We start from the raw sequence: 24,046 nt of genomic DNA on the forward strand, positions 1-24,046 counted from the left end.
GCGGTGCGAAGGACGTCATTTAACGTGTCGCGCCGCGGATTCCATTCGCTCATCAGCACGGCGCTCACGGGGACCGTACCTGTGGAAATGATAGTTATTTCGCTACAGGCCGTCTTACCCGAAACTCAGGATAACAGTTCTGCCTCATTTTCCCCACCCGGTACACCCCCGCGTTTCCGACCCCGAAACCAACAAAGAGGCCGACCCCCGCTGTGGGTTTCGGCCTCTATTTGTGGCATCTTCTGCACAAACTGGACAATATGCTTATTACCTGCGGTTTTAGAGGCGCATTGCAGCCTCTCAGCAGGTCAACAAGTTATTAACGAGCTATTCGTCCTTCATTGGTTGCACATAAGTGAGGTTAGATTGCGACATTCCCCACACTTCTGCACCCAGCGTCACCATCAGCGTGAGTACAACAGTGACGAAGAAAGTCATGTTGTCATAAAACTCAAGATTTCTAATAACAACCAGGACACCGATCAATACGACAATCTTCAACAACCAGCCACCCAGTACAACGGCAAGCGTAACGGACGGCGAAGTTCGAGCAGTAAAGAGGATGCCTAGAACGGTAAGCAATACGAAGCTTCCGCTAATGCCCGCACCAAGGAGTACGCCCCAGACACCGGGCATACCGTTTTTGCCACCCCAGACCAGCAGCGAAAGCACGGTAATCACAGCGAGCGCGATTGCGCCCGAGCGAGCAGCAGCCAGCAGCGGTCGCCGCGAATCATCGTATTTAGACTCGGGCTCCGGAGTTGTTTTTTCAGTCACGGTCGAAGATTGTACCTTCTGCGTCCACGTCGACGTCTTATAACCTGCCGGACCCCACTTCCACTTCTGGGACGCGCTCCCGTTGAACGGTCGTCGGCAAGCGCATTGCGACGGCGGAGGGTGAAGACAACCGCGATGATAAGCAGGATCCCGAAGGTGAGAGCGACAAATTCAAAGGGGAAAATGGTGGTGGCAACGGCGGCGTACGCGACGACCGACACCCATAGGTAAAGCACTAGCACCACGCGGCGATGACTGTGTCCCATCGACAGGAGGCGGTGGTGAATATGCATTTTGTCGGGTGAGAAAGGTGACTTGCCCTGGCTGACGCGGCGAACGACAGCAAGCAGCAAGTCGAGCATTGGCACGCTAATTGCTGCGATGACGACCACAACCGGCGAGATTAGAGCGATGACGTCAGCGGTGCCGTACATGGAGGGCGCGATGCGTCCCGACGCCGACACCGATGCCGCTGCGAGCAGCAAACCGATCATCATGGCACCGGAATCGCCCATGAAAATGCGTGCGGGCTCGAAGTTGTGAGGCAAGAAGCCCAGGCAAGCGCCGAGGAGACACGCGGAAATCATCGCTGGCGGATAGGCAGAGACGGTGCCACCTTGATCATGGAGCATGACCATCGAATAGACAAGGATTGCAGCTGCGGCGATCATGCCGAGTCCAGCTGCGAGACCATCAATGCCGTCAACAAAATTGAAGGCGTTAATCAATGCCACAGTAAATAGGACAGTCAAGACTGTGGACATGATTGGATCGAGAATGAGCGTGGCGCCGCCACTGAACGGGATATAGAGCAGATACCAATTGACGCCCATAAATGACATCAAAAGTGCCGCCGCGACCTGCCCCACCAACTTCGTGAGGGCATCTAAGTCAAAGAGGTCATCCCAAATACCGACGATTAGCAAGAGCGACGCGGCCGCCACAACTGCCCTCATATCTGGAGTCATGGGCGGAAAACCACGGTTGAGAGCCGGCATCACCGAGGCAAGGGCGATAGCTGCGACCACCCCGGAGTACATCGCCACGCCTCCGAGCCTGGGCTTCGGAATATCGTGGACATCGCGCGTGCGGGGGGCATCCAACCAGCCCGAGCGGACCAGCACATAACGCACCACTCCAGTGAGCAAATAACTGACAGCAGCGGAAACTAAAACGAGCATGGCGAGCTCGCGGATGGGCACACCTGCCCCACCCGACTGGGCTGCCAATAAGCTCATGTCCGCCACTAGGTACTACTCACCCACACAATCGCTGCAGATACTAAACAGGAAAAGCCTTAGGTAGACAAGACTACTGCCCCAGCAGTCGCTCGGGCGTAGTACTCAAAACCTCGGCAACCGCCGCTGCTGACACAGCGCCTTCGCGCAGAATCCGCGGCACTGGAGTCGAGATATCGACAATCGTCGATGGGGTGCCAATCGTGGCTTCGCCGCCGTCGACGTAGACAGCCGCTTCCCCACCCAACATCTGCTTGGCACGCACGGCATTGGTGGCCGGTGCCTGGCCGGAGATGTTCGCACTGGACACGGCCATCGGACCGGTGCGGCGCAGAATCTCGATAGCAATTGGGTGCAGCGGCATGCGCAGCATGACCGTACCCGCGGTATCACCAAGGTTCCACGGCAAGCTCGGCGCCTGGTTCACAACCAGCGACAGTCCGCCCGGCCAGAAAGCCTCCACCAGCGTGCGAGCAGCTGGCGAGTATTCGCGGACGAGCCCCTCAATCGTGTTCCAGGAACCCACGAGCACCGGTACCGGCATATCCGGGCCGCGGTGCTTGGCACGCAGCAAGGAGGCAACGGCCTGGTTATCAAAGGCATCGCAGCCAAGACCATAGACGGTATCGGTAGGCATAACGACCAGCCGTCCTGCCTTCACTGCATCTACTGCTGCTGCAATTGCGCGTTCGCGGTTTTCATCTGTGCTGCAGTCCATAATCCTGCTCATCAGATTTGTGCTCCTGCTTCAAAGTTTGCTTTTAAGATCAATTTTTGCGTCCCACCGTAAAACGGTCACGGCCTGCAAAGTCACGGTGGACCTCTACATCAGCGTAATCCCAGGTGTCCTTTAGCAGTGAACTGACATCGTCTCCTGAAGAGTCATCGTGCTCGATGCCGATGACTCCACCCGGCCGCACCAGCGCATCCACTAGGTTCATCATAGGTCGAATGACATCTAACCCATCGTCGCCGCCGAAAACCGCCGAGTGCGGATCAGCCCTCACTTCGGGGTCAACTTCGGTGTCTTCGGGCACATATGGAGGGTTGGACACAACAATGTCGGTCTCGCCTACCCATTCTGCGAGCTCAGCGCCATCATCAATCAGCTGAACATCCGTGACATCGCCAGCAATCAGACGCACACGCCCATCGCCGTACGTCTCGATATTCTTCGCAGCCCACGCTCGTGCCCGCTCAGAGAGCTCCACAGCCACCACGTCCGCTTCGGGTACGGCATCGGCGATCGCCAACGCCAACGCACCGGATCCAGTACACAAGTCAACGATTTTCGGCTTGACGACGCCACTTGCGACCAGTTCACGGGCTCGATCGATTGCCCACTGCGCAAGCAGTTCCGTCTCCGGCCGGGGTACAAAAACACCGGGCCCAACCTGTAGTTCCAGGCTCATCATCGGCGCCGTACCGAGGATGTGCTGCAGTGGCTCACGAGCCACTCTGCGGGCCAGTACCTCGGCCAGATACTTGCGACCGTCCTCATCGGTGTACGGTTCGTCGCCGCGGAAGATGATGTCTGCCGGTCCCGCATTGATAGCAGCTGCAATTAGCGCCCGCGCGTCGGCATCCGGAGAAGCCAGCGCCGCGTCGTCAAGCGTGCGACGCGCATAGCGAAACAGCTCGCCGAGAGTACGGACGGAATCCGGTAACGTCGGCGAGCTATTTTCTGCGGGCGTGGGGCTACTCGGCTTCAAGACGCTCAGCGCGCTCCGCGTCGTGGAGGGCCTTGAGCAGGTCATCCATGTCGCCGCCCAGCACCGAGTCCAGGTTGTGAGCCTTGTAACCGATGCGGTGATCGGAAACGCGGTTCTCCGGGAAGTTGTAAGTGCGGATGCGCTCGGAGCGATCCATGTTGCGCACCTGAGACTTACGCTGGTCAGAGGCGGCCTCGGCGATCTCCTCTTCCTTCATCTGCTGCAGTCGAGCAGCAAGGACCTGCATAGCGCGGGCCTTGTTCTGAATCTGCGAGCGTTCCTTCTGACAGGTAACAACGAGACCAGTCGGCAGGTGCGTCAGGCGAACGGCGGAGTCAGTGGTGTTAACACCCTGACCGCCCTTACCGGAGGAGCGGTAGACGTCGACGCGCAAATCCTTTTCATCAATCTGGATGTCTTCGACCTCGTCGGGCTCCGGGTAGACCAGCACACCAGCCGCGGAAGTCTGAATACGGCCCTGAGATTCGGTAACCGGCACGCGCTGCACACGGTGAACGCCACCTTCAAACTTGAACACGCTCCACGCACCGTCACGGGACGGAGTCTTAGCTCGGATGGACATAGTCATGTCCTTCACGCCGCCGAGATCAGACTCGGACAGACCGAGAATCTCGGTGGTAAAGCCGTGCTTTTCTGCATAGCGCTGGTACATGCGAGCGAGCTCACCTGCGAAGAGCGCTGCCTCCTCACCGCCGGCACCGGACTTGAGCTCCATAACGATGTCATCGCTGTCGTGCGGATCGCGCGGAGCCAGCAGGTCGGCGAGCTTTTCCTCGAGCTCCTCTGCCTCGGCAGCGAGACGCTCAGCCTCAGCTGCGAATTCGGAGTCCTCGTATGCCATCTCGCGAGCTGCCTCCAGGTCATCCTGGACCTCAGTCAACTTCTTGTGAGTCTGAATGACCGGCTGCAACTCATTGAAGCGCTTGCCGACCTTACGGGCAGCCTTCGGGTCGTTGTGCAGCTCGGGGTCTGCCAGCTGCGCCTCAAGCCCGTGGTATTCGGAGAGGATGTCGTCAACTGCGGAAACCTGATTAGCCATTGAATATTCCTTCAGATTGTGATGGGTGAAATGCTGGTTGGTGCTGTGGTTTGCGGCTAACCCCAGCTAAAGCATGTCGTCCACATCAACGTCGGCGGCCATTGGTGCAGAAGAAGCCACCTGCATCAGGAATTCCTTATTGTTCCGGGTCTTCTTCAACTGCTTAATCAACAGGTCAATAGCAGCCTGCGACTCCAGCGCGGAGAGGATGCGGCGCAGCTTGTGCATAATGCGAGCCTCCTCCGTGCTGAGCAGCAGCTCATCCTTACGAGTACCCGACGGGTTGACATCCACTGCCGGGAACACGCGGCGCTCGGAGATTTTACGGTCGAGCTTCAGCTCGGCGTTACCGGTGCCCTTGAACTCCTCGAAGATGACGGTGTCGCCTGCGGAACCGGTCTCCACCATCGCAGTGGCGATGATGGTGAGGCTGCCGCCTTCTTCGATGTTTCGGGCAGCACCCAAGAAGCGCTTCGGTGGGTACAGAGCGTTGGAGTCCACACCACCGGAGAGGATTCGTCCCGATGCCGGCGAAGAGTTGTTGTACGCACGGCCAAGGCGGGTAATGGAGTCCAGCAGTACGACGACGTCCTGCCCCTGTTCCACCAGACGCTTTGCACGCTCAATAGCCAACTCGGCCACTGCCGTGTGATCTGACGGCGGGCGGTCGAAGGTAGAAGCAATAACCTCGCCACGGACACTGCGCTGCATGTCGGTGACTTCCTCCGGGCGCTCGTCGACAAGCACGACCATCATGTAGCACTCGGGGTTGTTCGTCGCGATAGCGTTCGCAATGTTCTGCAGGATCGTGGTCTTACCGGCCTTCGGCGGCGAAACGATGAGCGCACGCTGACCCTTACCAATCGGCATAATCAGGTCGATGACGCGAGTGGTGAGAATCTTCTGCTCGGTCTCCAGGCGCAGGCGGCGGTTCGGGTACAGCGGAGTGAGCTTAGCGAAGTTCGGGCGCTGCTTTGCCTGCTCCGGATCGATGCCGTTTACGGTTTCAACCTTGACCAGCGGGTTGTACTTGCGGCGATTACGGCCGTTGCCATGAGTGACCTGGCCCGAGCCATTCTCGCGCGGCATGCGGACCTGACCGGTGACGGCGTCGCCCTTGCGCAGGCCGTACTTACGAACCATTTGCGCGGACACCAGCACATCGTTAGAGCCCGGCAGGTATCCGGACGTGCGCACGAATGCGGTCTTGTTATCTAGCACATCGACGATGCCAGCCACCGGCTGGAGAACGTCATCCTCGCGGATCTCGTCCTGACCGCCGTGTCCCCCACCGTTGTTATCGCGTCCGCGACGGTCGCGGCGATTGCGACGGTTGCGGCGGTTACGGTTGCCACGACCGTCATCGTCATGGTTATTGCGATTGTTGTTGCGACCGCGGCGGTTGTTGCGGTTGCCGCGGCCTTCATCGTCGTTGTCTCGATCGTGGTTGTTGCGATCGTTGCGGTTATTACGGTCGTTGCGATCACCGCGGTCATTACGATCATTACGATCGTTGCGATTGTCGTTACGCTCACTGCGGTCGTTGCCGTTATCGGAATCATCGCGGCTATCGTTGCTGCGATCGTCCTGATTCTCCTGCTCGCGCTGACGAGCACGGTTACGACGATTTCGACGCTGCTGAGAACGGGACATCTCCTCGCGACCATCCGCGTTGGCGTCGTCTCGCTTGTCGTTGCCCTTGTCGCTCTTGTCGGCGCTCTTACTGGAACCCTTATCCGCGCTTTCCGACGGCGATTCCTTGGCATCCTTCGCCTTGGAGCCGGTATCCGCAGCCCCAGCCACAGCCTTCTTCGCGCGGGATTTCCGAGCGGGAGCGGAACCAGCAGCCGGGGCACCATTCTTAATGGCCTCAATCAGCTCATGCTTGCGCATGGCGGAGATGCCGCGAATGCCCTTGCTGGAAGCGATTTCACGCAGTTCTGCCATTCGGAGGGCCGCAAGATTCTCTGGGCCGCCTGCCGTGGCAGTGGTGTCCGTATCGGTCACGGATGTCCTTTCATCGACCTTCCCTGCAGTCACTCTCTACAGGGGGCTATGTCATTGGCACTTTTTCGCTCTTACTGCCCGCCACCGCGTGTGCTCCGTCGTCGAACCTTTACCACGGGCGAAAAAGTATCCGCTGCTGACGGGAAATTATCGAAAAAGCCAGGCAAAAGACCTCGACGTTGAAACTAAACCGAGGCATCTTGCCTACATTATTTCCGCATCTCAAACCCGAGCGTCCGGGCTGAAGATGGTTAGGAAATTTTAGGTCCACAGCACCGCAAGACTATGTAGTCGCACTACTGATTTATGTGTTTTCAATGTCACGTTGCGCCATCGCATTGTGTGAACAACTGCGAAGGTCAACGGCAAGCGGAGTACATGAAGAAGTACGTATCTAGCCGCGTATTGAAAACGACCTATTGCCCAAGGATAGTCACCAAATAGTCAGGTAGCAACACTAGTTCTCACCTGCGTTTCGCTAGGTCGCGGGGCTGTGAGTCGGTACTGTAGAGCTCATGCGCAGTACGATGCCTCATATTCCTCTCAACATCGCTCAGATTGTGGAATACGGTCGCACCATTCACGGTCGGACTCCGGTGACCTCCTGGAACAGTGACGGCCCCGAGACCACCACTTTTGCCGCCATCGCCGCGCGCGCTAGTGCGCTGGCACATGCACTTCGCGATGAGCTCGGCATCGACGGGGATCAGCGCATCGCTACCCTGATGTACAACTGCACCGAACACTTCGAGGTCTTCCTCGGCGTCGCCTCCATGGGCGCGGTATTCCAGCCGCTGAACAAGCAGCTCATGCCGGATCAGATTGTGCACATTATCAATCACGCCGATGACCAGGTCATCATCGCGGACCCGACCGAGATCGAACTGCTCGCCGAGGTTCTTCCCCACTGCCCGCGCGTCCGCGCTGTCATCATTATCGGTATCGGTGATCTGTCCGACGTGGCTGAGCAACTGCCGGATGGTATCCCGTGGTACTCCTACGAATCGCTCATCGACGGACGCCCCAGCCGCTTCGACTGGCCTGAGCTCGATGAAAACTCCGGTGCAGCCATGTGCTATTCGACGGGCACCGAGGGCGCACCTAAAGGTGTCGTCTACAGCCACCGTTCGCTGTACTTGCACAGCCTGAATATGCGCACCACTGACTCCTTTGCCATCTCGCATGGAAACCCGTGGCTTTGCTGTGTGCCCATTTATCACGTCCTGTCCTGGGGCGTGCCGCTGGCCTCCTTCATGTGCGGGGCGTCGCTAATCTTCCCCGGCGCGGACCTGTCCGCACCGCGTCTGGCAGAAATCATCGAAACCTCAATGCCGCGCGTAGCTCAGGGCGTGCCGACGCTGTGGATTAACCTCATGGCACACTACCTCAGCAATCCTCCGAAGCGCATGAGTCTGCAGGAGATTTTCTCGGGCGGTTCTCCTGTCCCACCTGCATTGATTCGGCTATGGGAAGAGCGCTACGGTGTCGATGTCATCCACTTCTGGGGCATGACCGAGACTTCGCCTATCGGTACCGTGGCACGACCTCCGTACGGCGCCTCCGGTGAGGCCCGCGAACGCTACCGTGTCAGCCAAGGGCGTTTCCCGGACATCATGCAGTTCCGCATTGTTGATGACAACGACCGCGTGCTCGACCTGCATGACCGCAACCAGGGTGAGCTGCAGGTGCGCGGCAACACGGTCACCGGAGGCTACTACAGTTCTCCGGAGGCTCAAGATGGAGGCACCGCGCACTTCTTTCGCGGTGCGGAGGTCGACGAGGCTAGCGAACAGTTCACCGAGGACGGGTGGCTCCGCACTGGCGATGTCGGCTCGATTACTCACGACGGCTATCTGACTATTCATGACCGTGCTCGCGATGTCATTCGTTCCGGTGGCGAGTGGATCTACTCTGCTCAGCTGGAGAACTTCGTAATGGAAAGCCCACAGGTACTCGAGTGCGCGATTATCGGCATGCCAGATAAGAAGTGGGGTGAGCGACCGCTCGCCATTACGGTGCTGATGCCGGAAGTTGAACCAAGCAAGGAGACCGCTGAAATGCTCCGCGATGAGCTGCGGCCAAAGCTGCCAAAGTGGATGTTGCCGGAGTACTGGGCCTTCGTGGACTCAATCGATAAGACCTCAGTGGGCAAGTTCGACAAGAAAGACCTGCGCTCGCACTTGAGCGCAGGTCAGTACAGCATCGTGAAACTGAAGGGGCCGGGCGAAAAATAGGTGGCAGGCTAAGCCACTGGCTCGGCACCTGGCCGCAGCGGCGGCTTAGCCGTCGACCACGACCTTAACCGGCTCGCCGATTCCCAGCTCCATGACCTTGATGCCAGCCTCGCGGGCATCGTCCAAGATTTTCTCATCCACTGCAGTAGTTCCCAGAACCATACAGGTCGGGCCAGCACCCGAGAGAAATGCTGCGTAGCCACGGTTGCGCAGGCGGTTGACCCACTCTGCGGTCACCGGCAGCACGTCGGAGCGGTACGGCTGGTGCAGGCGATCTCGCGTTCCCTCCCACAGCAGTTCCGGGTGGGACTGCAGCGCTGCGGTCATAACCGCAGTACGAGAGACATTGAAACGAGCGTCGACATGCGAAACATCGCTCGGCAGCACCTGACGAACTGCATTCGTGGAGGCGTGGAATGCCGGTACGAGTGCGGTCGCCTGAATGGACTCATGCACCGGAATGCTCACTGCTCGGTACTGGGGCGCGGTACGACCATCGACAGGCTTGTCGGTCCAGCTGACCACTGCCCCGCCGAGAACGGATGCGCCAGCGTTATCCGGGTGGCCTTCGAATACCGAGGATTCTTGGATTACCTGGTCATCGGTAAGCGGGAAGCCCGCCAGACCGTTAGCGGCAGCGACACCAGCAACGGCGGCGGCTGCGGAAGAGCCTAGACCGCGCGACTGCGGAATGGTGTTGTGGCAAATAACCTTCAGCCCCGGTGCCTCGACTCCTGCGGCGCGAAGGCCCGCGCGAATCGCGCGCAAAACCAGATTAGATTCGTTGCGCGGCAGGTCGACTTCGCCCTCGCCGTGAATTTCAACGACGACACCGGACTCGATGACCTCGACCTCGACGATGTCGTAGAGCGCAACTGCCAACCCCAGGGTGTCGAAGCCCGGGCCCAAGTTCGCTGACGAACCTGCAACCGTGACGGTGACCTTCTGACCCGGGAAAAGCTCCTGTGCCATTTAGATATCCATTCCTTCGATACGAATGACGTTGTTGACGGCCAAAACCGCGTCGTTGGCGCGCAATTCATCGACCGTTGCTTCCAAATCCTTCTCCAGTGCCTTGTGGGTCACGATGACCAGGCGAGCGCCGTTGGCGCCCTCTTCCTGGCGGACGGTGCGCAGGGAGATGTTGTGATCAGAGAAGGTACGAGCGACATCGGCAAGCACTCCGACGCGATCGTCGACGTGCAGGTCGATGTGGTAGCGGGTGCGAACGTCACCGAAGTCGAGAATCGGCAGGTTAGCGTAGGTGGAATCTCCCGGTGCGCGACCACCGTGGACAATGTTGCGAGCAGCTGCAACGAGGTCACCGAGCACTGCGGAGGCGGTCGGATTACCACCAGCGCCGTTGCCGTAGAACATCAGGCGACCAGCGGCCTCGGCCTCAATGAAGACAGCGTTGAAAGACTCACGCACAGTTGCCAGCGGGTGACGACGTGGAATCAGCGCTGGGTACACGCGGGCGGAAATGGACTCCTTGCCATTTTCGTCCGTAACCCGCTCACAGGTAGCCAGCAGCTTAATGGTGCAGTCTGCGCTCTTGGCGGCTGCGATGTCGTCAGCGGTGATCTCGGTAATACCCTCGCAGTGAACATCATCAGCAGTCACGCGGGTGTGGAATGCCAGGCTGGCCAGAATAGCTGCCTTGGAAGCGGCATCGTGGCCCTCGACGTCTGCAGTCGGGTCGGCCTCGGCGTAACCCAGGCGGGTGGCCTCTGCCAGCATCTCGTCGTAGTCCGCACCAGTGGAGTCCATCGCATCAAGGATGAAGTTGGTAGTGCCGTTGACAATACCCATGACCTTATTGACAGTGTCACCGGCCAGCGAACGGCGCAGCGGCCCGACGACCGGGATAGCTGCAGCCACAGCTGCCTCGAAGAAAAGGTCGACACCCGAGGAATCGGCAGCCTCAGAGAGCTCCTCGCCGTGAGCGGCGACGAGTGCCTTGTTGGCGGTCACGACCGACTTGCCGGCACGCAGTGCCTCCAGCACAACGCGACGTGGGTAATCAATGCCGCCGATGACCTCGACTACCAGGTCAACGTCATCGCGCTGAACCAGCGAAAAAGCATCGTCGGTAAGAAGATCCTGATCCACATTCGGACGCGGCTTGGTCTTGTCGCTCACAGCAATACCAACGACCTCGACCGGTCCGCCGATGCGGCGCTCGAAGTCCTCAGCCTTCTCGTTGAGCAGGCGGTAAACCTCAGTACCGACTGTGCCAAGACCTAAAATAGCGACACCAACTTTGTGGCCCTCGCCCTTTCCAGGATTATTCGTTGCGGCAGTCATCGTGGCGTTTCACACTCCAGGCTTAGTAAGTCTTGTACGGTTTCTCGTCTTAATATTTGGGTCACTTGACCATCGCATACCGACACTACTGGTGGTCGCGTCAGCATGTTGTAGCGGCTGGCCATTGCGTAACAGTATGCCCCAGTAGCAGCGAGCGCGAACAGATCACCCTCGACAATGTCGTTCGGGTAGTTCGCATCGTTAATCAGAATGTCTCCCGATTCACAGTGCTTTCCGACGACGCGGGTGGGAATCCTGGAACCGGACACCTCGCGATTAACAACGCGACCATCATAGTTCGAGCCGTAAAGCGCCGGACGAATATTGTCGCTCATGCCGCCATCGACCGATACGTAACGACGGGTCATGCCGTCATCGATGGTCACATCCTTCAAAGTGCCCACTTCGTACACCGTGACCATGGACGGGCCAACGATGGCACGACCTGGTTCAACAGCCACTGTCGGAGTCGCAATGCCGATACGCTGCGCAAGCTTGTCTACGGCAGTGAGGATCTCGTCGGCAAGCGGAGCAACGTCGAGGGGCTGCTCGCCTGCGGTGTAGGCGATTCCGAAACCGCCACCGAGGTCGAGGGTGTTGAAGTGTTCCGAGATTTCAGTGCCGTGGCGTTCGACCAGCTTTTCCACCAGTGAGAACACGCGCTCGGCGGCGAGAATGAAACCGTCGGAATCGACAATCTGGGAGCCGATGTGGCAGTGCAGACCAACCAGGCGCAGATTGTCGTCCTCTTCTACGAGGTTGGCAGCTTCCAGCGCCGAACCGGACGCGAGGGAAAAGCCGAACTTCTGATCTTCATGCGCAGTAGCAATGAACTCGTGGGTGTGCGCTTCCACACCGGGCTTCACGCGAACGAGCACGTCCTGCACCACGCCTGCTTCAGCCGCCACCTGGGACAGGCGACGCAGCTCCGAACGGGAGTCAAGCACAATCTTGCCCACGCCAGCGGAGATAGCATCACGCAGCTCAGCGGTGGACTTGTTGTTGCCGTGGAAGGTCATGTCCTTGGCTGGGAAACCCGCCGCCAGAGCGATAGCCATCTCGTTGCCCGAGGCGACATCGAGATGCAGCCCCTCCTCCATTACCCAGCGGGCAATGGTCTTCGACAGGAAAGCCTTGGATGCGTAGTGGACATTCTCCGCGCCGCGGAAGGCCTTGGCCATCGAGCGGCAGCGAGAGCGGAAGTCCTGCTCATCGACGACAAAAACCGGAGTGCCAAACTCCTTGGCAATGTCGACCAGGCTCACGCCACCAATTTCCACCGAGCCGGGATTCTCTTCGTCAGCGCCCCGACGACGGGCGGTAGTTGGCCAGACATGCGCTGGTAGTTCATTAAATTGGGTGGAGTCGGGTCGGGTGTAGCCACCCAGTTCGAAACCATTGCCGTCGATAGGCACGAAACAGCTCTCTTTCTCCGTTACCCGGGCGGAGCAACGGGGTGTAGTTTTACGGGCGCGTTCGACTACATGCGCTCAGGTGCAGTAACACCGAGCAGCTGCAGAGCATTGGCCAGCGTCTGGCGGGTAGCCTCAGCCAGGCCGAGACGAGCACGGTGTAGCTCGGATACCTCTTCGTCTGCCTTTGGCAGGATCTGGCAGGTGTCGTAGAAGCGGTGGAAGACACCGGCAAGCTGCTCAGCGTAACGGGCAATGCGGTGTGGTTCCCGCAGGTCAGCAGCAGACTTGATGATGGCCGGGAACTCACCGATAGTGCGGATGAGCTCACCTTCGCGGTCCTCTACCAGCAGGGAGAAGTCAGCGCCTTCGCTGGTCACACCGGCCTCTTCGGCACGGCGACCGATTGAGCACAGACGAGCGTGACCGTACTGGACGTAGTAGACCGGGTTGTCGCTGGACTGCGAAGCCCACAGCCCCAGGTCGATATCCAGGCTGGAGTCCACGGAGGAACGGATTAGCGAGTAGCGAGCAGCATCGACGCCGATTGCCTCAACCAGGTCGTCCAAGGTGACCACTGTGCCCGCACGCTTGGACATCCGGACAGCCTTGCCGTCGCGAAGCAAGTTGACCATCTGACCGATGAGCACCTCGACGCCATCGGCGTTGTAGCCGAGCGCTGCAGCGGCCGCGCGCAGACGTGCGATGTAGCCGTGGTGATCGGCACCCAGCATGTAGATGCACAGGTTGTGGCCGCGGTCGAACTTGTTCTTAACGTAGGCGATGTCACCTGCGATGTAGGCTGCGTCGCCGTCGGACTTGATGACCACGCGGTCCTTGTCGTCACCGTAATCGGTGGACTTCAGCCACCATGCGCCGTCAGCTTCGTAGAGCTTGCCGTTTTCCTTCAGGGAATTGACAGCTGCTTCCACCTGACCGGACTCGAACAGCGAGTTTTCGTGGAAGTAAACGTCGAAATCGGTGCCGAACTCGTGCAGAGACTTCTTGATGTGCTCGAACATCATGTCCACGCCGATGGCGCGGAAGTGCTCCTGGACCTCTTCCTCAGAGCCCTCGAGTGCCTGCGGGTTCTTCTCCAGCACAGCAGCGGCGATGTCCTGGATGTACTCTCCGCCGTAGCCATCTTCCGGAGTCGGCTCGTTGCGAGCGGCTGCAACCAAGGAGTCGGAGAAGCGGTCAATCTGGCGACCGTGGTCATTGAAGTAGTACTCGCGGGTGACCTTGGCACCGGTGGCAGACAGGACACGACCGAGAGCGTCACCGACTGCTGCCCAGCGAGTACCACCCAGGTGAATCGGCCCGGTCGGATTTGCGGAGACAAACTCCAGGTTCACGTCGAGGTTGGAGTTGAAGTCGGCATGGCCCCACTTCTCCCCCGCTGCCAGGACGTCCTCGACGATCTTGCCCTGGGCATCGGAGGCCAGGCGGATGTTAATAAAGCCCGGGCCTGCGATGGTTGCTTCATCGATGCCCTCAGAAGCGCCGAGCGCTGTGGCAATTTCAGTTGCCAAGTCACGCGGCACCATGCCGACGCGCTTGCCCAGCTGCATGGCGATATTGGTTGCGTAGTCGCCGTGCTCAGGGTTACGCGGACGCTCGACGGTCGGGTTTTCCGGCACGATAGAGACATCGGCATCGTGGGCAGTCAAAACCTCGACGGTGACTTTTCGGACTAGTACAGCAAGATCAGCAGGATTCACGATTGCCTATCCTATTAGGTCAATCGCAGTCGTGGAAACATCAGCCACCAAAAGATTGATTTGAGGGGTATCTGCAGGCCACCGCCTCCGGCTGTCCTGCGCCCCTTTCACGATCCAGCCGAATTCAGGTTGAGAACAGATTTAATCCGGGGCTAGGCGTAGCATTCAGGTAGGAAATTATTGCCTTACCCCTCAACCCTTTTTGGAGCGACCGTGAAAGTAGCACTTTTCGCGACCTGCATCGGGGACATGATGTTTCCAGATGCAGTGAGTGCGACCGCCAGAGTTCTCACGCGCCTAGGATGCGATGTGGTCTTTCCACCACAACAAACCTGCTGCGGCCAAATGCACGTCAACACCGGGTACCAGAAGGAAGTCCTTCCTCAGCTGGACACCTACGCTGATGCTTTTGCAGATTCCTCGATTGATTACGTTGTCGCCCCGTCCGGTTCCTGCGCCGGCGCCGTTCGCCACCAGCATCCGATGATTGCGGGCCGCTACGGTACCCGTGCCCAAGTCCACGCGGCACAGGCCTGCGCGAACAAGACGCTGGATCTCTCCGAGTTCATCACCGATGTCGCTGGTGTGACTGACGTCGGTGCTTACTTCCCCCACTCAGTGACCTACCACTCCACCTGCCACAGCTTGCGGGTACTCAAGGTGGGTGACCGTCCGTGGCGGCTGCTCAGCGCGGTCGATGGAATCGATCTGCGCGAGCTGCCTGGCGCGGCGGAGTGCTGCGGTTTTGGCGGCACCTTCTCGGTGAAGAATGCGGAGACCTCCGCTGCAATGGTTGCCGACAAGACAGCCAATATTCGCGCTACGGAAGCGGAGTTCGTCACCGCTGGCGATGCTTCCTGCTTGCTCAATATCGGTGGCGCGTTGCGTCGCCAGGACTCTGGCGTGCACGCCATCCATATGGCCGAGATTCTGGCCTCCACCAAGGAGACCCCGTTTGATGTGCACAACCGCCAAGAGGCTTCCCTGCGAGGTGAACAGTAATGGTCGCAATTAACGTCGGCATGCCAGCCCTTCCTCCCCGCGCGCCGCACAACGTCGGGCATCTGCGCGGTACGCGCGGGTTCACGGCCGCAGCGCACGAGGAGCTCAAGAACACTCGCATGCGCGAAAATGTCGGTCATGCCACGCGTTCGATTCGTCAGAAGCGCGCGCATGTCGTAGCCGAGAAGAATGACTGGGAGCAGCTGCGGCTCGCGGGCAGCCACATCAAGCGCGATGTTATGGCGCGTCTGCCGGAACTGCTGGAGCAGTTTGAAGAGTCAGTTACGAATGCCGGCGGTCACGTCCACTGGGCGCGCGATGCCGCCGAGGCAAACCGCATCATCACGGACTTGGTGAAAGAGACCGGCGAAGAAAAGGTCGTCAAGATTAAGTCGATGGCCACGCAGGAAATCGGCTTGAACGAAGCACTTGCCGACGCCGGCATCACCGCCCGCGAAACCGACCTGGCGGAACTCATCGTTCAGCTTGCCGACGACATGCCGAGCCACATCCTGGTTCCTGCTATCCACCGCAATCGCGAAGATATCCGCGAGATCTTCCTCAATGGAATCCCCGGAGTCGACCCGGACCTGAAAGCCAATCCGGCCGATCTCGCCGAGGCATCCCGTAAGTTCCTGCGCGAGCAGTTTATGGAGGCCAAGGTTGCGATTTCCGGCGCCAACTTCGGTGTAGCCGAAACCGGCACGGTAGCCGTCGTCGAATCTGAGGGCAACGGCCGTATGTGTCTCACACTGCCGGAAACACTGATTTCGGTGATGGGTATTGAGAAGCTGCTTCCCACCTTCCAGGATCTGGAAGTCTTCTTGCAGCTACTGCCACGGTCGTCGACAGGCGAGCGTATGAATCCCTACACCTCTCTGTGGACGGGAACGACTGACGGCGACGGCCCGAAGAATTTCCACATTGTGTTGCTGGACAATGGGCGCTCGGCCACTCTTGCAGATCCGATTGGGCGTGAAGCGCTGAAGTGCATTCGCTGCTCGGCATGCCTGAATATCTGCCCTGTTTATGAACACGTGGGCGGGCACGCTTACGGTTCGGTCTACCCGGGCCCGATTGGTGCGATTTTGTCCCCGCAGCTCACTGGCATGGATTCCTACGATGATCCGAATGCTTCGCTGCCCTATGCGTCTTCGCTGTGCGGGGCTTGCTTTGAGGTCTGCCCGGTGCGAATTGACATCCCTGCGGCACTGCTGGAGCTGCGCCACCGTAAGGTCACGGAACACCGCCCGCCGGTGGAGGGCAAGCTGTTTGCCACGCTCGGGTTCATCATGGGCAATCAGAAGCTCTGGAATATGAGCGCAAAGATGGCCTCCCTCGCCCGCGTGCTGGGCCTCAAGGACGGCGAAATTCACGCCCTGCCGCTGTTCCTCAGCGGTTGGTCCGATGTGCGTGACACGCCGGTGCCGCCGCAGAAGCCCTTCCGCTCCGTGTGGGGTTCGGAGGATCTCTCCGCTCAGTTGGCGCGTGAATCGGCGCATCAGGTACCGACCAAGATCAATGGCCAAAGCGAAAAGGAGTCCTAGCGATGACCAACTCTGGCGCCAAAAACGACATTCTCGGCCGCATCCGCAACGCGCAGAAGATTGCCTTTGAGGGCCGCGATTTAGCCTCTGACGTGGGCATTATCACCGGCGAGCCCGGCGCGCACTTCTCCGTTCCACGCGACTATGAACGAAGCTCGGAGCTGCCCCACAAGGACATCGTTTCGCTTGCCGACGAACGCATCGCCGATTACAAAGCCGATGTGCGCCGTTGTGGCAGCTCGGCAACTGAAATCAATGACGCAGTGAAGAAGGCTATTGCGGATGTTGGGGCCTCGCTGATTGGTATCCCCGAGGGCTTGGACCGCGACTGGGTTGCGGGGCTTGGCTCTGGCGAGACTGCTGAAGGGGCGACCGAAATCCGCGTCGATACCGGTTTCAACGCCCGCGAACTGGACGAACTCGATGCCATTGTCACCAGCTCTGCGGTTACCTGCGCGGAGACCGGCACCATTTTCCTGGACGGCTCCGCTACCTCCGGGCGCCGAGCCCTGACCTTGGTGCCGGATAAGCATATTTGTGTCGTCCCAGCAGAAACGATTGTCTCTGGCATTCCGGAGGCCATTTCCCGCCTGCGAGAGGTTGACCCCACGGCTCCAATCACTATGATTTCCGGGCCTTCTGCGACCTCGGATATCGAGCTTTCCCGCGTCGAAGGTGTCCACGGCCCGCGCACCTTGATTGTGATTATTGCTGGGTAGGGGCGAATACTCCCTGTTATCGCCCTGGCCAGTACCTTTTGACTGACACGAATAGCATCACCGCTACCGCCACGATTGTCACCGCAGCGGTAGCGCCAACATGGTGCCGCGGCACATTTGATGCAACTACCAGCACAATAACCAGCGCAAGGACTGCAGCCCAACCTTGTCGCGCCCTTTTATCCCATTTGAAGGCATTGTCCTCCCAGTCCGGGTCAAAGACCCCTTCCCTATTGCGGTAATCAAAAACGAACTGAACCGCGATTAGTAGCAACACACCGGGAAAAATCCACTTAGTTGTCAATCCCGCCCATGCAATGACTCCGATTAAGAACCCGAAAATGGCAGCATAGATAACTGCTTGTCCCCATACTGCACTAGGGCTTTTGGGTCTTTTCAGCGCAACTTCGGTTTCCGTCATAGATTCCAGGCTAAACCTCAAATCGAAGCTCCACAGCGGTTTCAACCAAACCTCGGAATATTGACATGACAACAATGCGTTATGGAAAATGAAACAACCTAGCCAAAGGAGCCTGTCATGAGCGCAATCATTCAAAAATTCTCCGTAGCCGATAATCCGCAGCTTCCAGGTATGGACCCATTCCTGTTTGCCGTCCACCACTATGACCTATATCCACAGGCCAAGGGCCAAACTATGGCTCCCGATGCCTCTCTACTCGGCCGCAATATCGGGATGGACTTTTCCGGCAAGGACGGCTGGTCCATGTACCACGGCACAACCGTCCCCGGCTTCCCCTCCCACCCACACCGCGGCTTTGAAACTATCTCGATTGTCGAGGAAGGTTACGTCGACCACACCGACTCCGAAGGCGCACTGGCTCGTTACGGCGACGGCGACACTCAGTGGCTGACCACCGGCGCAGGCACTGCGCATGCTGAAATGTTCCCGCTTCTGCATAACGACGGCCCCAATCCTCACCACATGTTTCAGATTTGGCTGAACCTGCCGCCCGAAGGCAAGGAGGCAAAGCCGCACTTCCAGATGTTCTGGGCAGAAGACACTCCGCATGTCACCGGCACTGATGACAATGGCCACGGCTACGACGTAAAGGTCATCGCGGGCGCATTCGGCGATACTCAGCCGCTTGCTCCACCACCGGAATCCTGGGCCGCTGCACCAGATTCCGATGTAGCCGTGTGGGTGCTGCGCCTGCAACCGGGCGCACAGCTAACGTTGCCACCAACCAATTATGCCGAGACAATTCGGACTCTCTACTCTCTACGCGGCAGGCTCACTATCGAGGGCGAAACGCTGGAGCAAGAGGGCGCAGTGCTGCGATCAACCGAGATACTGGACATTTCTGCAGGTGACGAGGGGGCCTTCGCGCTCATCCTCCAAGGCCGACCAATTGGCGCTCCCGTGTATCAGCATGGCCCGTTTGTCGCGAATAGCCGCGAAGAGCTCGTTGAGGCATTCGATGCCTACCAGCGTGGCGAGTTCGGCGCATGGCGGTTTGATTCCAACGATCCGGTTGCACCCTTTGAAGAGGGGCGCTTTGCCCGCTATCCGGACGGTACGGTTCGCCGCCCGGTCAATTAACCGGGATCTCCGACGGGCTGCACATGTGAAACTGTGTGAGTTTATGACACTTTCAGGCCATTTTTTGGGTCATTTTGTCATAAACGCAGTCAGTAACTCGGATTGGCCCGCTTCCGCCAGGTACACCCGAAACAAAAATCCCTCAAGCAACCAGGCGAATCTAATCGAACCTAACCGCTTAAGGGATAAGACGTGCCCCCGAGAGGAGTCGAACCTCCGACCTTCGGTACCGGAAACCGGCGCTCTATCCACTGAGCTACGGGGGCGTGTGGCACAAGTACAACAAGTGCAACGAGAAAAGATGTTACCACTTGGCTGGGGCGATTAGCGAAATGCCCCGCGCCCCAGCCAAATCTCCACTACGCGGCTTCAGAAACCTGGTCTTCCTCAATAGGACACACCACGGGCACGCCCTCGTCATCGAGTACGCGGGCTCGAATTCCATAGACGCGGGCCAAAAGGTCCGGAGTGAGAACGTCAACAGGACTCCCCTGGGCAACCACGTGGCCGTCGTGAAGCATGACAAGCTCATCGCAGTAGCGGGCGGCGAGATTCAGATCGTGGATTGCAACGAGTGCCAAGGAGCTCCGTGAGGCGACCTCCGCGCGGACGAGCTTTAGGAGTTCCACCTGGTGACGCAGGTCGAGGGCGGAGGTGGGTTCGTCGAGAAGCATGATCTCGGGATCGCGGACAAACATCTGCGCGACGGCGACGAGCTGCCGCTGACCGCCGGAGAGCTCGCCGACGAATCTGTCGGCAAGGTGTTCAATGCCAACCTTTCGGAGAGCCACCGCCGTGTGCTCAATCTCTGAGCCACGCACCCGCAGACGCCCGGCGCGCCGCCCGGAGACCAGTACCGATTCGAATGCGGTCAGCGAGGCGCTGGCCGGTAGATCCTGCGGTACGTAGCCGACGACTTCGCGCAGTTCGGAACCGATAACCCGTTCATTGTCACGGGTCAGAACAATCTCCCCGGACATGGGCTTTCGAATCCCCGCCAGCGTGGTCATCAGTGTGGACTTGCCCGCAGCGTTTGGCCCGAGCAAACCCGTCACCGTACCTGGCTTCAGCGTGCGTATTGACGCCCCGCGCAGCACCTTTCGCTTGCCATAGCCTGCAGCTACGTCATTGACATCGAGAAATACGCCCATTAGTTCCACACCGTCCTCTTACGCAGGAAAACCAAGCCAACAAAAAATGGGACACCGACGATTGCGGTAATGATGCCAATCGGCACTGCCACACCCGGCACCACCGTGATGGATACCGCATGAGCTGCCGCGAGCAGCGCCGCGCCTGCCGCCATCGATGCCGGGGCAAAGAAGCGCTGTTCTTCACCGACCAGCATGCGCGCAATGTGTGGACCGACCAGTCCGATGAAGCCGATGATGCCGGCAAAGGCCACTGCGGTTGCCGCCAGCAGCGAGGCTACAATCAGCGTCGCAATGCGCAGCCTATCCACATTGATGCCCACGGCTTTTGCGCGGGCATCGCCAAGTCGCAACACCGTCAGCGCCCACGCATAGCGAATGGTGAACGGAATGGCGATCAGCAGTGCCGCCGCAATAATGCCGTTGGCCACCCAGTTCGCGCGCTGTAGCGAGCCCATTGTCCAGAACACAATCTGCTGGAGCGCCTCGGTAGTCGCGCGGTATTGCAACAACGACAACAGCGCTTGGAATAGAAACACCAGCCCAATACCCAGCAGAATCATCGATTCCTTACCCGAGCCACGCCATACCGACGCCGCCGCCACAATCGCCACAGCGATGACGGATGATACCCAGGCCACGGCCGCCAGGTTGAACTGCGCATGCGGAATGATCACCCAGCCCAGCACAATCGATGCCGCCCCACCGAACGCCGCTGCAGCCGAAATACCGAGCGTAAACGGCTCCGCCAGTGGGTTGTCGAGGATTGTCTGCATCTGTGCACCGGCAAGCGACAGCGCTGCACCAATCAGCACTGCCATCACTGATGCAGGCAGGCGCAGCTTCCACAGCACCGTACGAGTGGTTTCATCAACGTCATTCGGGCTCACGATACCCCGCACGACATCCCCCACACTCAATGACATCGGCCCCACGATCGTCGCCACCACAAACGCGCACACGGCCAGCCCCACCAGCACCGCAATGATGGCGATTTTCCGTGCCGAGCGTCGTCGGTACTGTCGCGCAGAGTCGTAGGTCGTGCTTGACGACGGACACTCGTGCTGTTCGGTGGCGGGCTGCGACTCTTGACCTCCACTGCCGTTGGTGGAGGTGGACTCGCGGGGTTCGTCGTCAAGCCCTGACGCGGGAGCGTGCAGATTGGTGTAAGTCATCGGATTCCTTCTTCGATGGTGGAAGATGGGTTACTTGGTCGGCTCCAGCGCGGTGAAGAAGGTGCCGCTGAGTTCGAAGGGCAGGTAGTCCTTGTGGAACTTGGCGAAGTCAGCGACCGGGTCGAGGTCAGCGAACTCCTCTGGGTGAATCCACTTGGCGAATTGCTCGAGCGCGAAGACGTTGTACGGCGAGTCGTAGAACTGGTGGAAGGCGGCGTACAGATCACCCTTCTTCGGCGCGGTCAGGGTGTCAAAACCCGGAGTCTTCAGCAGGCCTTCCAGAGTGCGCTGTGCGGTCTCTGGGGTGGCGGTGTAGCCGAGTTCGACGTGTGGCAGCACTTCCGGCTTCTTCGGATCGAGCGCCCAAGAACCACCGGTGGCGATGATCTTCTCCGGCTGGACGGACAGGACCTTCTCTGCGGTCACGTCGCCCGATTCGGTGTCGAGGAGGCTGTCTCCGAGGTTCTCACCGCCGGCTGCTGTGACAAGGTCACCGAGGTTGGACTTGTTGACGGTCGAGCAGCAATCCTTGAGACCGGCTGCTCGCCAGACGAAGGTCTTTGGCTTGTCTTCGAGCTTGGCGGCACGTTCGGTGATCTCGTTGACGCGCTTTGTGTAGAAGTCGGTGAACTTCTTGGCATTGTCCTGCTCATCGACGATCTGGCCGAGGAGCTCGACGGACTTGGCGGTATTCTCCAGGGGCTTTTGCCGGAAGTCGGTGAATACGTACTTCAGACCTGCCTGATCGAGCTTGGTGAGGAAACCGGACTGCTCCGCGGCCTTCTTGTGGTCAAGGGTCATGACGACCACGTCTGGGTCGTGGGAGATGAGGTTTTCAACTGTGACATCGCCCTTGGCGATATTGCCGATGGTCGGCATGTCTTTCAGCTCGGGGTTCGTCTCGAAAAGCTTGGTTTCAAACGACGGTGCGCCCGAATGCAAATCGCTGCCCATGGCGACAACGTGGTCACCCGGGTTTTCTTGGTCAAGCATCGCGGTGACAAACATGGCGCGGCCTTCACCGAGCACGACTCGTTCTGGCTGCTTGTCGAAGGTCACAGTGCGACCTGCGACATCAGTGACAGTGAGTTCTCCTTTGTTGTCGGCAGCCTCGTTCGACTCTGCGTCCGCACCGCATGCTGTAGCGACGAAGCTCAGCGCTGCACACCCGATTGCGGCCAGAGTTTTGGTCTTTGGCGCGGTTTTAGCCTTGGCGAAAATATTGACTCTCATGCGTTTCAGTTTCTGCCTTGTTTATTTCTGCGTAATTTTTGGTACTTAGGGTGCACAAAGAGAAGTGAACAGTCACCCCTTTGCTTTAGGCACGCCTTACCTTACAGCTTGAAACGTAGAGAAAAAAGCGCCCTGCTAGTGGTTGTTTTACTAGCAGGGCGTGGAAGTCTTACTTCCTTTCGAGAACCGACTGGAAGCACCTCAGCATCACTTCGCGGTCTTCATTAGCAAGTGGTGAAATAACTTCCTGGCGAACGGTGTCTACGTAATCCGGCGCCGCTTCGGCAAACACGTGTCGACCAACACCTGTTAGGACGACGACATAATCCGAGTCCGGGTCTTCGCCGTGATCTTCGGTGTGAATAAATCCGCGCTTTTCCAATCTGTTGGTATGCAGCAGCGCGCGGGGGTGGTTCCACTTCAGTCGATCACAAATATTGTCAACATGCAGAATCCCATCCTCCACCTCATGCAAAGCGATGAGCAGGGTAAAGTCAGCGAACGTCAGCCCGGTGCGAGTGCGTAGGCTCCGCTCAATATTGCGCTCTACCTCGCGAAAAGCAGCTACCATCGACTGCCAAAAGAGCTGTTCATCATCACTCAGCCATTCAAATGAGTTCATACTGCTCTAGGCTAATGGTGAGAGCCTCGAAGCGGAGACAAATGAGAAAACACTCACAGAAAAACTTTTGACTACTCTGCTTTTCCGTCGACGGAATCGGTGACCGCAGCATTGGCGGTCGCTGCAATCTTATCGAGCACAGCGGAAATCCCCTGATAGTCGATATTTTCACCGAGCACGTCAAACAAGACATGACGTACAAGCTTCACATGGTTCGGCGCCGCCTTCTCAATCACGGTTCGACCGTGTTCAGTAAGCGTGACATCGATACCACGGTTATCGCAGGCGCAGCGTTCCTTAGTTACTAGTCCACGTCGCTCCATGCGAGTAATTTGGTGCGACATTCGGCTGCGGTCCCATTCCAGGGACTCACACAGGGTGCGCATGCGCACAACATTGTCTTCAGCCTCGGAGAGAACAACCAGAACCGAAAAATCTGCAGTGGAAATATCGAGAGAATCTTGCAGCTGAAGGTCAATTGACCTGTCAACGGCCCGTTTAGCGTTCAGAATTGAGCGCCATAACCGCTGCTCTTCATCACTTAACCACGGAACATCTTGCATATGTA

The 24,046-nt window shown here is 58.6% G+C and carries 21 protein-coding genes and 1 tRNA gene; 5 read left to right on the forward strand and 17 right to left on the reverse strand.

The genetic code is table 11. From position 1 onward, the window contains the following. Nucleotides 1–327: 327 nt before the first annotated feature. The 6 genes from HMPREF3130_RS03715 to rho form a co-directional block, all read right to left on the reverse strand. A complete protein-coding gene (locus tag HMPREF3130_RS03715; RefSeq protein WP_005509564.1) occupies nucleotides 328–777 on the reverse strand; it encodes a Cg1360 family ATP-synthase-associated protein in 450 nt (149 codons plus the stop codon). Further along, nucleotides 774–2,006: a glycosyltransferase family 4 protein gene (locus tag HMPREF3130_RS03720; protein ID WP_224783720.1), complete on the reverse strand. Its 1,233-nt coding sequence runs from the start codon at nucleotides 2,004–2,006 to the stop codon at nucleotides 774–776. Before HMPREF3130_RS03720 ends, HMPREF3130_RS03715 begins: the two co-directional genes overlap by 4 nt. An 82-nt stretch (nucleotides 2,007–2,088) precedes the next feature. Then, the gene (locus HMPREF3130_RS03725; RefSeq protein ID WP_005509411.1) at nucleotides 2,089–2,745 is read right to left on the reverse strand and encodes an L-threonylcarbamoyladenylate synthase; all 657 of its coding nucleotides are present in this window, start codon (nucleotides 2,743–2,745) and stop codon (nucleotides 2,089–2,091) included. Nucleotides 2,746–2,782: 37 nt separating this feature from the next. After that, a complete protein-coding gene (prmC, locus tag HMPREF3130_RS03730) occupies nucleotides 2,783–3,727 on the reverse strand; it encodes a peptide chain release factor N(5)-glutamine methyltransferase (RefSeq protein ID WP_070429333.1) in 945 nt (314 codons plus the stop codon). Next, nucleotides 3,714–4,787 carry a peptide chain release factor 1 gene (prfA, locus tag HMPREF3130_RS03735; protein WP_005509382.1) on the reverse strand — a complete coding sequence of 358 codons (1,074 nt, stop codon included), beginning with the start codon at nucleotides 4,785–4,787 and terminating at the stop codon, nucleotides 3,714–3,716. The genes prmC and prfA overlap by 14 nt, the downstream gene beginning before the upstream one ends. Before the next feature lie 66 nt (nucleotides 4,788–4,853). Beyond that, entirely contained in the window at nucleotides 4,854–6,794 is a 1,941-nt protein-coding gene (gene rho, locus HMPREF3130_RS03740; RefSeq protein WP_070429334.1) for a transcription termination factor Rho, read from the reverse strand. A gap of 515 nt (nucleotides 6,795–7,309) precedes the next feature. Between rho and HMPREF3130_RS03745 the strand changes: the two genes are divergently transcribed. Next, nucleotides 7,310–9,028, forward strand: coding sequence for a long-chain fatty-acid--CoA ligase (locus HMPREF3130_RS03745; protein ID WP_070429335.1), 1,719 nt, complete (start codon nucleotides 7,310–7,312; stop codon nucleotides 9,026–9,028). 45 nt (nucleotides 9,029–9,073) lie between these two features. Here the strand turns inward: HMPREF3130_RS03745 and thrB are convergent, their stop codons facing one another. From thrB to argS, 4 genes are all read right to left on the reverse strand, one after another. After that, entirely contained in the window at nucleotides 9,074–10,000 is a 927-nt protein-coding gene (thrB, locus tag HMPREF3130_RS03750) for a homoserine kinase (RefSeq protein WP_049190091.1), read from the reverse strand. After that, on the reverse strand, nucleotides 10,001–11,335 hold the full coding sequence (locus HMPREF3130_RS03755; RefSeq protein ID WP_016422448.1) for a homoserine dehydrogenase: 1,335 nt from the start codon (nucleotides 11,333–11,335) through the stop codon (nucleotides 10,001–10,003). Further along, a complete protein-coding gene (gene lysA / locus HMPREF3130_RS03760; RefSeq protein WP_049194100.1) occupies nucleotides 11,332–12,750 on the reverse strand; it encodes a diaminopimelate decarboxylase in 1,419 nt (472 codons plus the stop codon). Before lysA ends, HMPREF3130_RS03755 begins: the two co-directional genes overlap by 4 nt. A gap of 65 nt (nucleotides 12,751–12,815) precedes the next feature. Continuing rightward, entirely contained in the window at nucleotides 12,816–14,468 is a 1,653-nt protein-coding gene (gene argS, locus HMPREF3130_RS03765) for an arginine--tRNA ligase (protein ID WP_069358828.1), read from the reverse strand. Nucleotides 14,469–14,681: 213 nt separating this feature from the next. Here argS and HMPREF3130_RS03770 point away from each other — a divergent pair, with 213 nt between their 5' ends. Genes HMPREF3130_RS03770 through HMPREF3130_RS03780 form a run of 3 tightly spaced genes read left to right on the forward strand, consistent with a single transcriptional unit; the run spans nucleotide 14,682 to nucleotide 17,736 of the window. After that, nucleotides 14,682–15,470: a (Fe-S)-binding protein gene (locus HMPREF3130_RS03770; protein WP_042388597.1), complete on the forward strand. Its 789-nt coding sequence runs from the start codon at nucleotides 14,682–14,684 to the stop codon at nucleotides 15,468–15,470. Next, nucleotides 15,470–17,017: a LutB/LldF family L-lactate oxidation iron-sulfur protein gene (locus tag HMPREF3130_RS03775; protein ID WP_049172036.1), complete on the forward strand. Its 1,548-nt coding sequence runs from the start codon at nucleotides 15,470–15,472 to the stop codon at nucleotides 17,015–17,017. The genes HMPREF3130_RS03770 and HMPREF3130_RS03775 overlap by 1 nt, the downstream gene beginning before the upstream one ends. Before the next feature lie 2 nt (nucleotides 17,018–17,019). Then, nucleotides 17,020–17,736, forward strand: a complete 717-nt coding sequence (locus HMPREF3130_RS03780) for a LutC/YkgG family protein (RefSeq protein WP_016422443.1) — start codon at nucleotides 17,020–17,022, stop codon at nucleotides 17,734–17,736. Nucleotides 17,737–17,752: 16 nt separating this feature from the next. Here HMPREF3130_RS03780 and HMPREF3130_RS03785 read toward each other — a convergent pair whose 3' ends face one another. Continuing rightward, nucleotides 17,753–18,157 (reverse strand): hypothetical protein, encoded by a 405-nt coding sequence (locus HMPREF3130_RS03785; protein ID WP_016422442.1) that lies wholly within the window; start codon nucleotides 18,155–18,157, stop codon nucleotides 17,753–17,755. Between the two features lie 117 nt (nucleotides 18,158–18,274). Between HMPREF3130_RS03785 and HMPREF3130_RS03790 the strand changes: the two genes are divergently transcribed. Then, nucleotides 18,275–19,297: a pirin family protein gene (locus HMPREF3130_RS03790; protein WP_070429336.1), complete on the forward strand. Its 1,023-nt coding sequence runs from the start codon at nucleotides 18,275–18,277 to the stop codon at nucleotides 19,295–19,297. Nucleotides 19,298–19,490: 193 nt separating this feature from the next. Here HMPREF3130_RS03790 and HMPREF3130_RS03795 read toward each other — a convergent pair. The 6 genes from HMPREF3130_RS03795 to HMPREF3130_RS03820 form a co-directional block, all read right to left on the reverse strand. Further along, nucleotides 19,491–19,563: transfer RNA gene (locus tag HMPREF3130_RS03795), tRNA-Arg, on the reverse strand. A gap of 93 nt (nucleotides 19,564–19,656) precedes the next feature. Further along, nucleotides 19,657–20,448, reverse strand: a complete 792-nt coding sequence (locus HMPREF3130_RS03800) for an ABC transporter ATP-binding protein (protein WP_038628441.1) — start codon at nucleotides 20,446–20,448, stop codon at nucleotides 19,657–19,659. After that, a complete protein-coding gene (locus HMPREF3130_RS03805) occupies nucleotides 20,448–21,623 on the reverse strand; it encodes a FecCD family ABC transporter permease (protein WP_070429337.1) in 1,176 nt (391 codons plus the stop codon). The genes HMPREF3130_RS03800 and HMPREF3130_RS03805 overlap by 1 nt, the downstream gene beginning before the upstream one ends. Before the next feature lie 30 nt (nucleotides 21,624–21,653). Further along, nucleotides 21,654–22,856 (reverse strand): ABC transporter substrate-binding protein, encoded by a 1,203-nt coding sequence (locus HMPREF3130_RS03810; RefSeq protein ID WP_070429338.1) that lies wholly within the window; start codon nucleotides 22,854–22,856, stop codon nucleotides 21,654–21,656. A 169-nt stretch (nucleotides 22,857–23,025) separates the two neighbouring features. After that, on the reverse strand, nucleotides 23,026–23,478 hold the full coding sequence (locus tag HMPREF3130_RS03815) for a MarR family winged helix-turn-helix transcriptional regulator (RefSeq protein WP_070429339.1): 453 nt from the start codon (nucleotides 23,476–23,478) through the stop codon (nucleotides 23,026–23,028). 71 nt (nucleotides 23,479–23,549) lie between these two features. Next, a complete protein-coding gene (locus tag HMPREF3130_RS03820; protein WP_049172025.1) occupies nucleotides 23,550–24,041 on the reverse strand; it encodes a MarR family winged helix-turn-helix transcriptional regulator in 492 nt (163 codons plus the stop codon). Nucleotides 24,042–24,046 lie beyond the last annotated feature (5 nt).

The organism is Corynebacterium sp. HMSC14B06, assembly GCF_001807075.1.
GTDB classification, from domain to species: domain Bacteria; phylum Actinomycetota; class Actinomycetes; order Mycobacteriales; family Mycobacteriaceae; genus Corynebacterium; species Corynebacterium jeikeium_D.

What these genes read in the sequence shown, in the direction of transcription:
- HMPREF3130_RS03725 (WP_005509411.1), bottom strand. Translation starts at nt 2,745, where the DNA reads ATGAGCAGGATTATGGACTGCAGCACAGATGAAAACCGCGAACGCGCA.
- prfA (WP_005509382.1), bottom strand. Translation starts at nt 4,787, where the DNA reads ATGGCTAATCAGGTTTCCGCAGTTGACGACATCCTCTCCGAATACCAC.
- HMPREF3130_RS03745 (WP_070429335.1), top strand. Translation starts at nt 7,310, where the DNA reads ATGCGCAGTACGATGCCTCATATTCCTCTCAACATCGCTCAGATTGTG.
- thrB (WP_049190091.1), bottom strand. Translation starts at nt 10,000, where the DNA reads ATGGCACAGGAGCTTTTCCCGGGTCAGAAGGTCACCGTCACGGTTGCA.
- HMPREF3130_RS03755 (WP_016422448.1), bottom strand. Translation starts at nt 11,335, where the DNA reads ATGACTGCCGCAACGAATAATCCTGGAAAGGGCGAGGGCCACAAAGTT.
- HMPREF3130_RS03775 (WP_049172036.1), top strand. Translation starts at nt 15,470, where the DNA reads ATGGTCGCAATTAACGTCGGCATGCCAGCCCTTCCTCCCCGCGCGCCG.
- HMPREF3130_RS03780 (WP_016422443.1), top strand. Translation starts at nt 17,020, where the DNA reads ATGACCAACTCTGGCGCCAAAAACGACATTCTCGGCCGCATCCGCAAC.
- HMPREF3130_RS03785 (WP_016422442.1), bottom strand. Translation starts at nt 18,157, where the DNA reads ATGACGGAAACCGAAGTTGCGCTGAAAAGACCCAAAAGCCCTAGTGCA.
- HMPREF3130_RS03790 (WP_070429336.1), top strand. Translation starts at nt 18,275, where the DNA reads ATGAGCGCAATCATTCAAAAATTCTCCGTAGCCGATAATCCGCAGCTT.
- HMPREF3130_RS03800 (WP_038628441.1), bottom strand. Translation starts at nt 20,448, where the DNA reads ATGGGCGTATTTCTCGATGTCAATGACGTAGCTGCAGGCTATGGCAAG.
- HMPREF3130_RS03805 (WP_070429337.1), bottom strand. Translation starts at nt 21,623, where the DNA reads ATGACTTACACCAATCTGCACGCTCCCGCGTCAGGGCTTGACGACGAA.
- HMPREF3130_RS03810 (WP_070429338.1), bottom strand. Translation starts at nt 22,856, where the DNA reads ATGAGAGTCAATATTTTCGCCAAGGCTAAAACCGCGCCAAAGACCAAA.
- HMPREF3130_RS03815 (WP_070429339.1), bottom strand. Translation starts at nt 23,478, where the DNA reads ATGAACTCATTTGAATGGCTGAGTGATGATGAACAGCTCTTTTGGCAG.
- HMPREF3130_RS03820 (WP_049172025.1), bottom strand. Translation starts at nt 24,041, where the DNA reads ATGCAAGATGTTCCGTGGTTAAGTGATGAAGAGCAGCGGTTATGGCGC.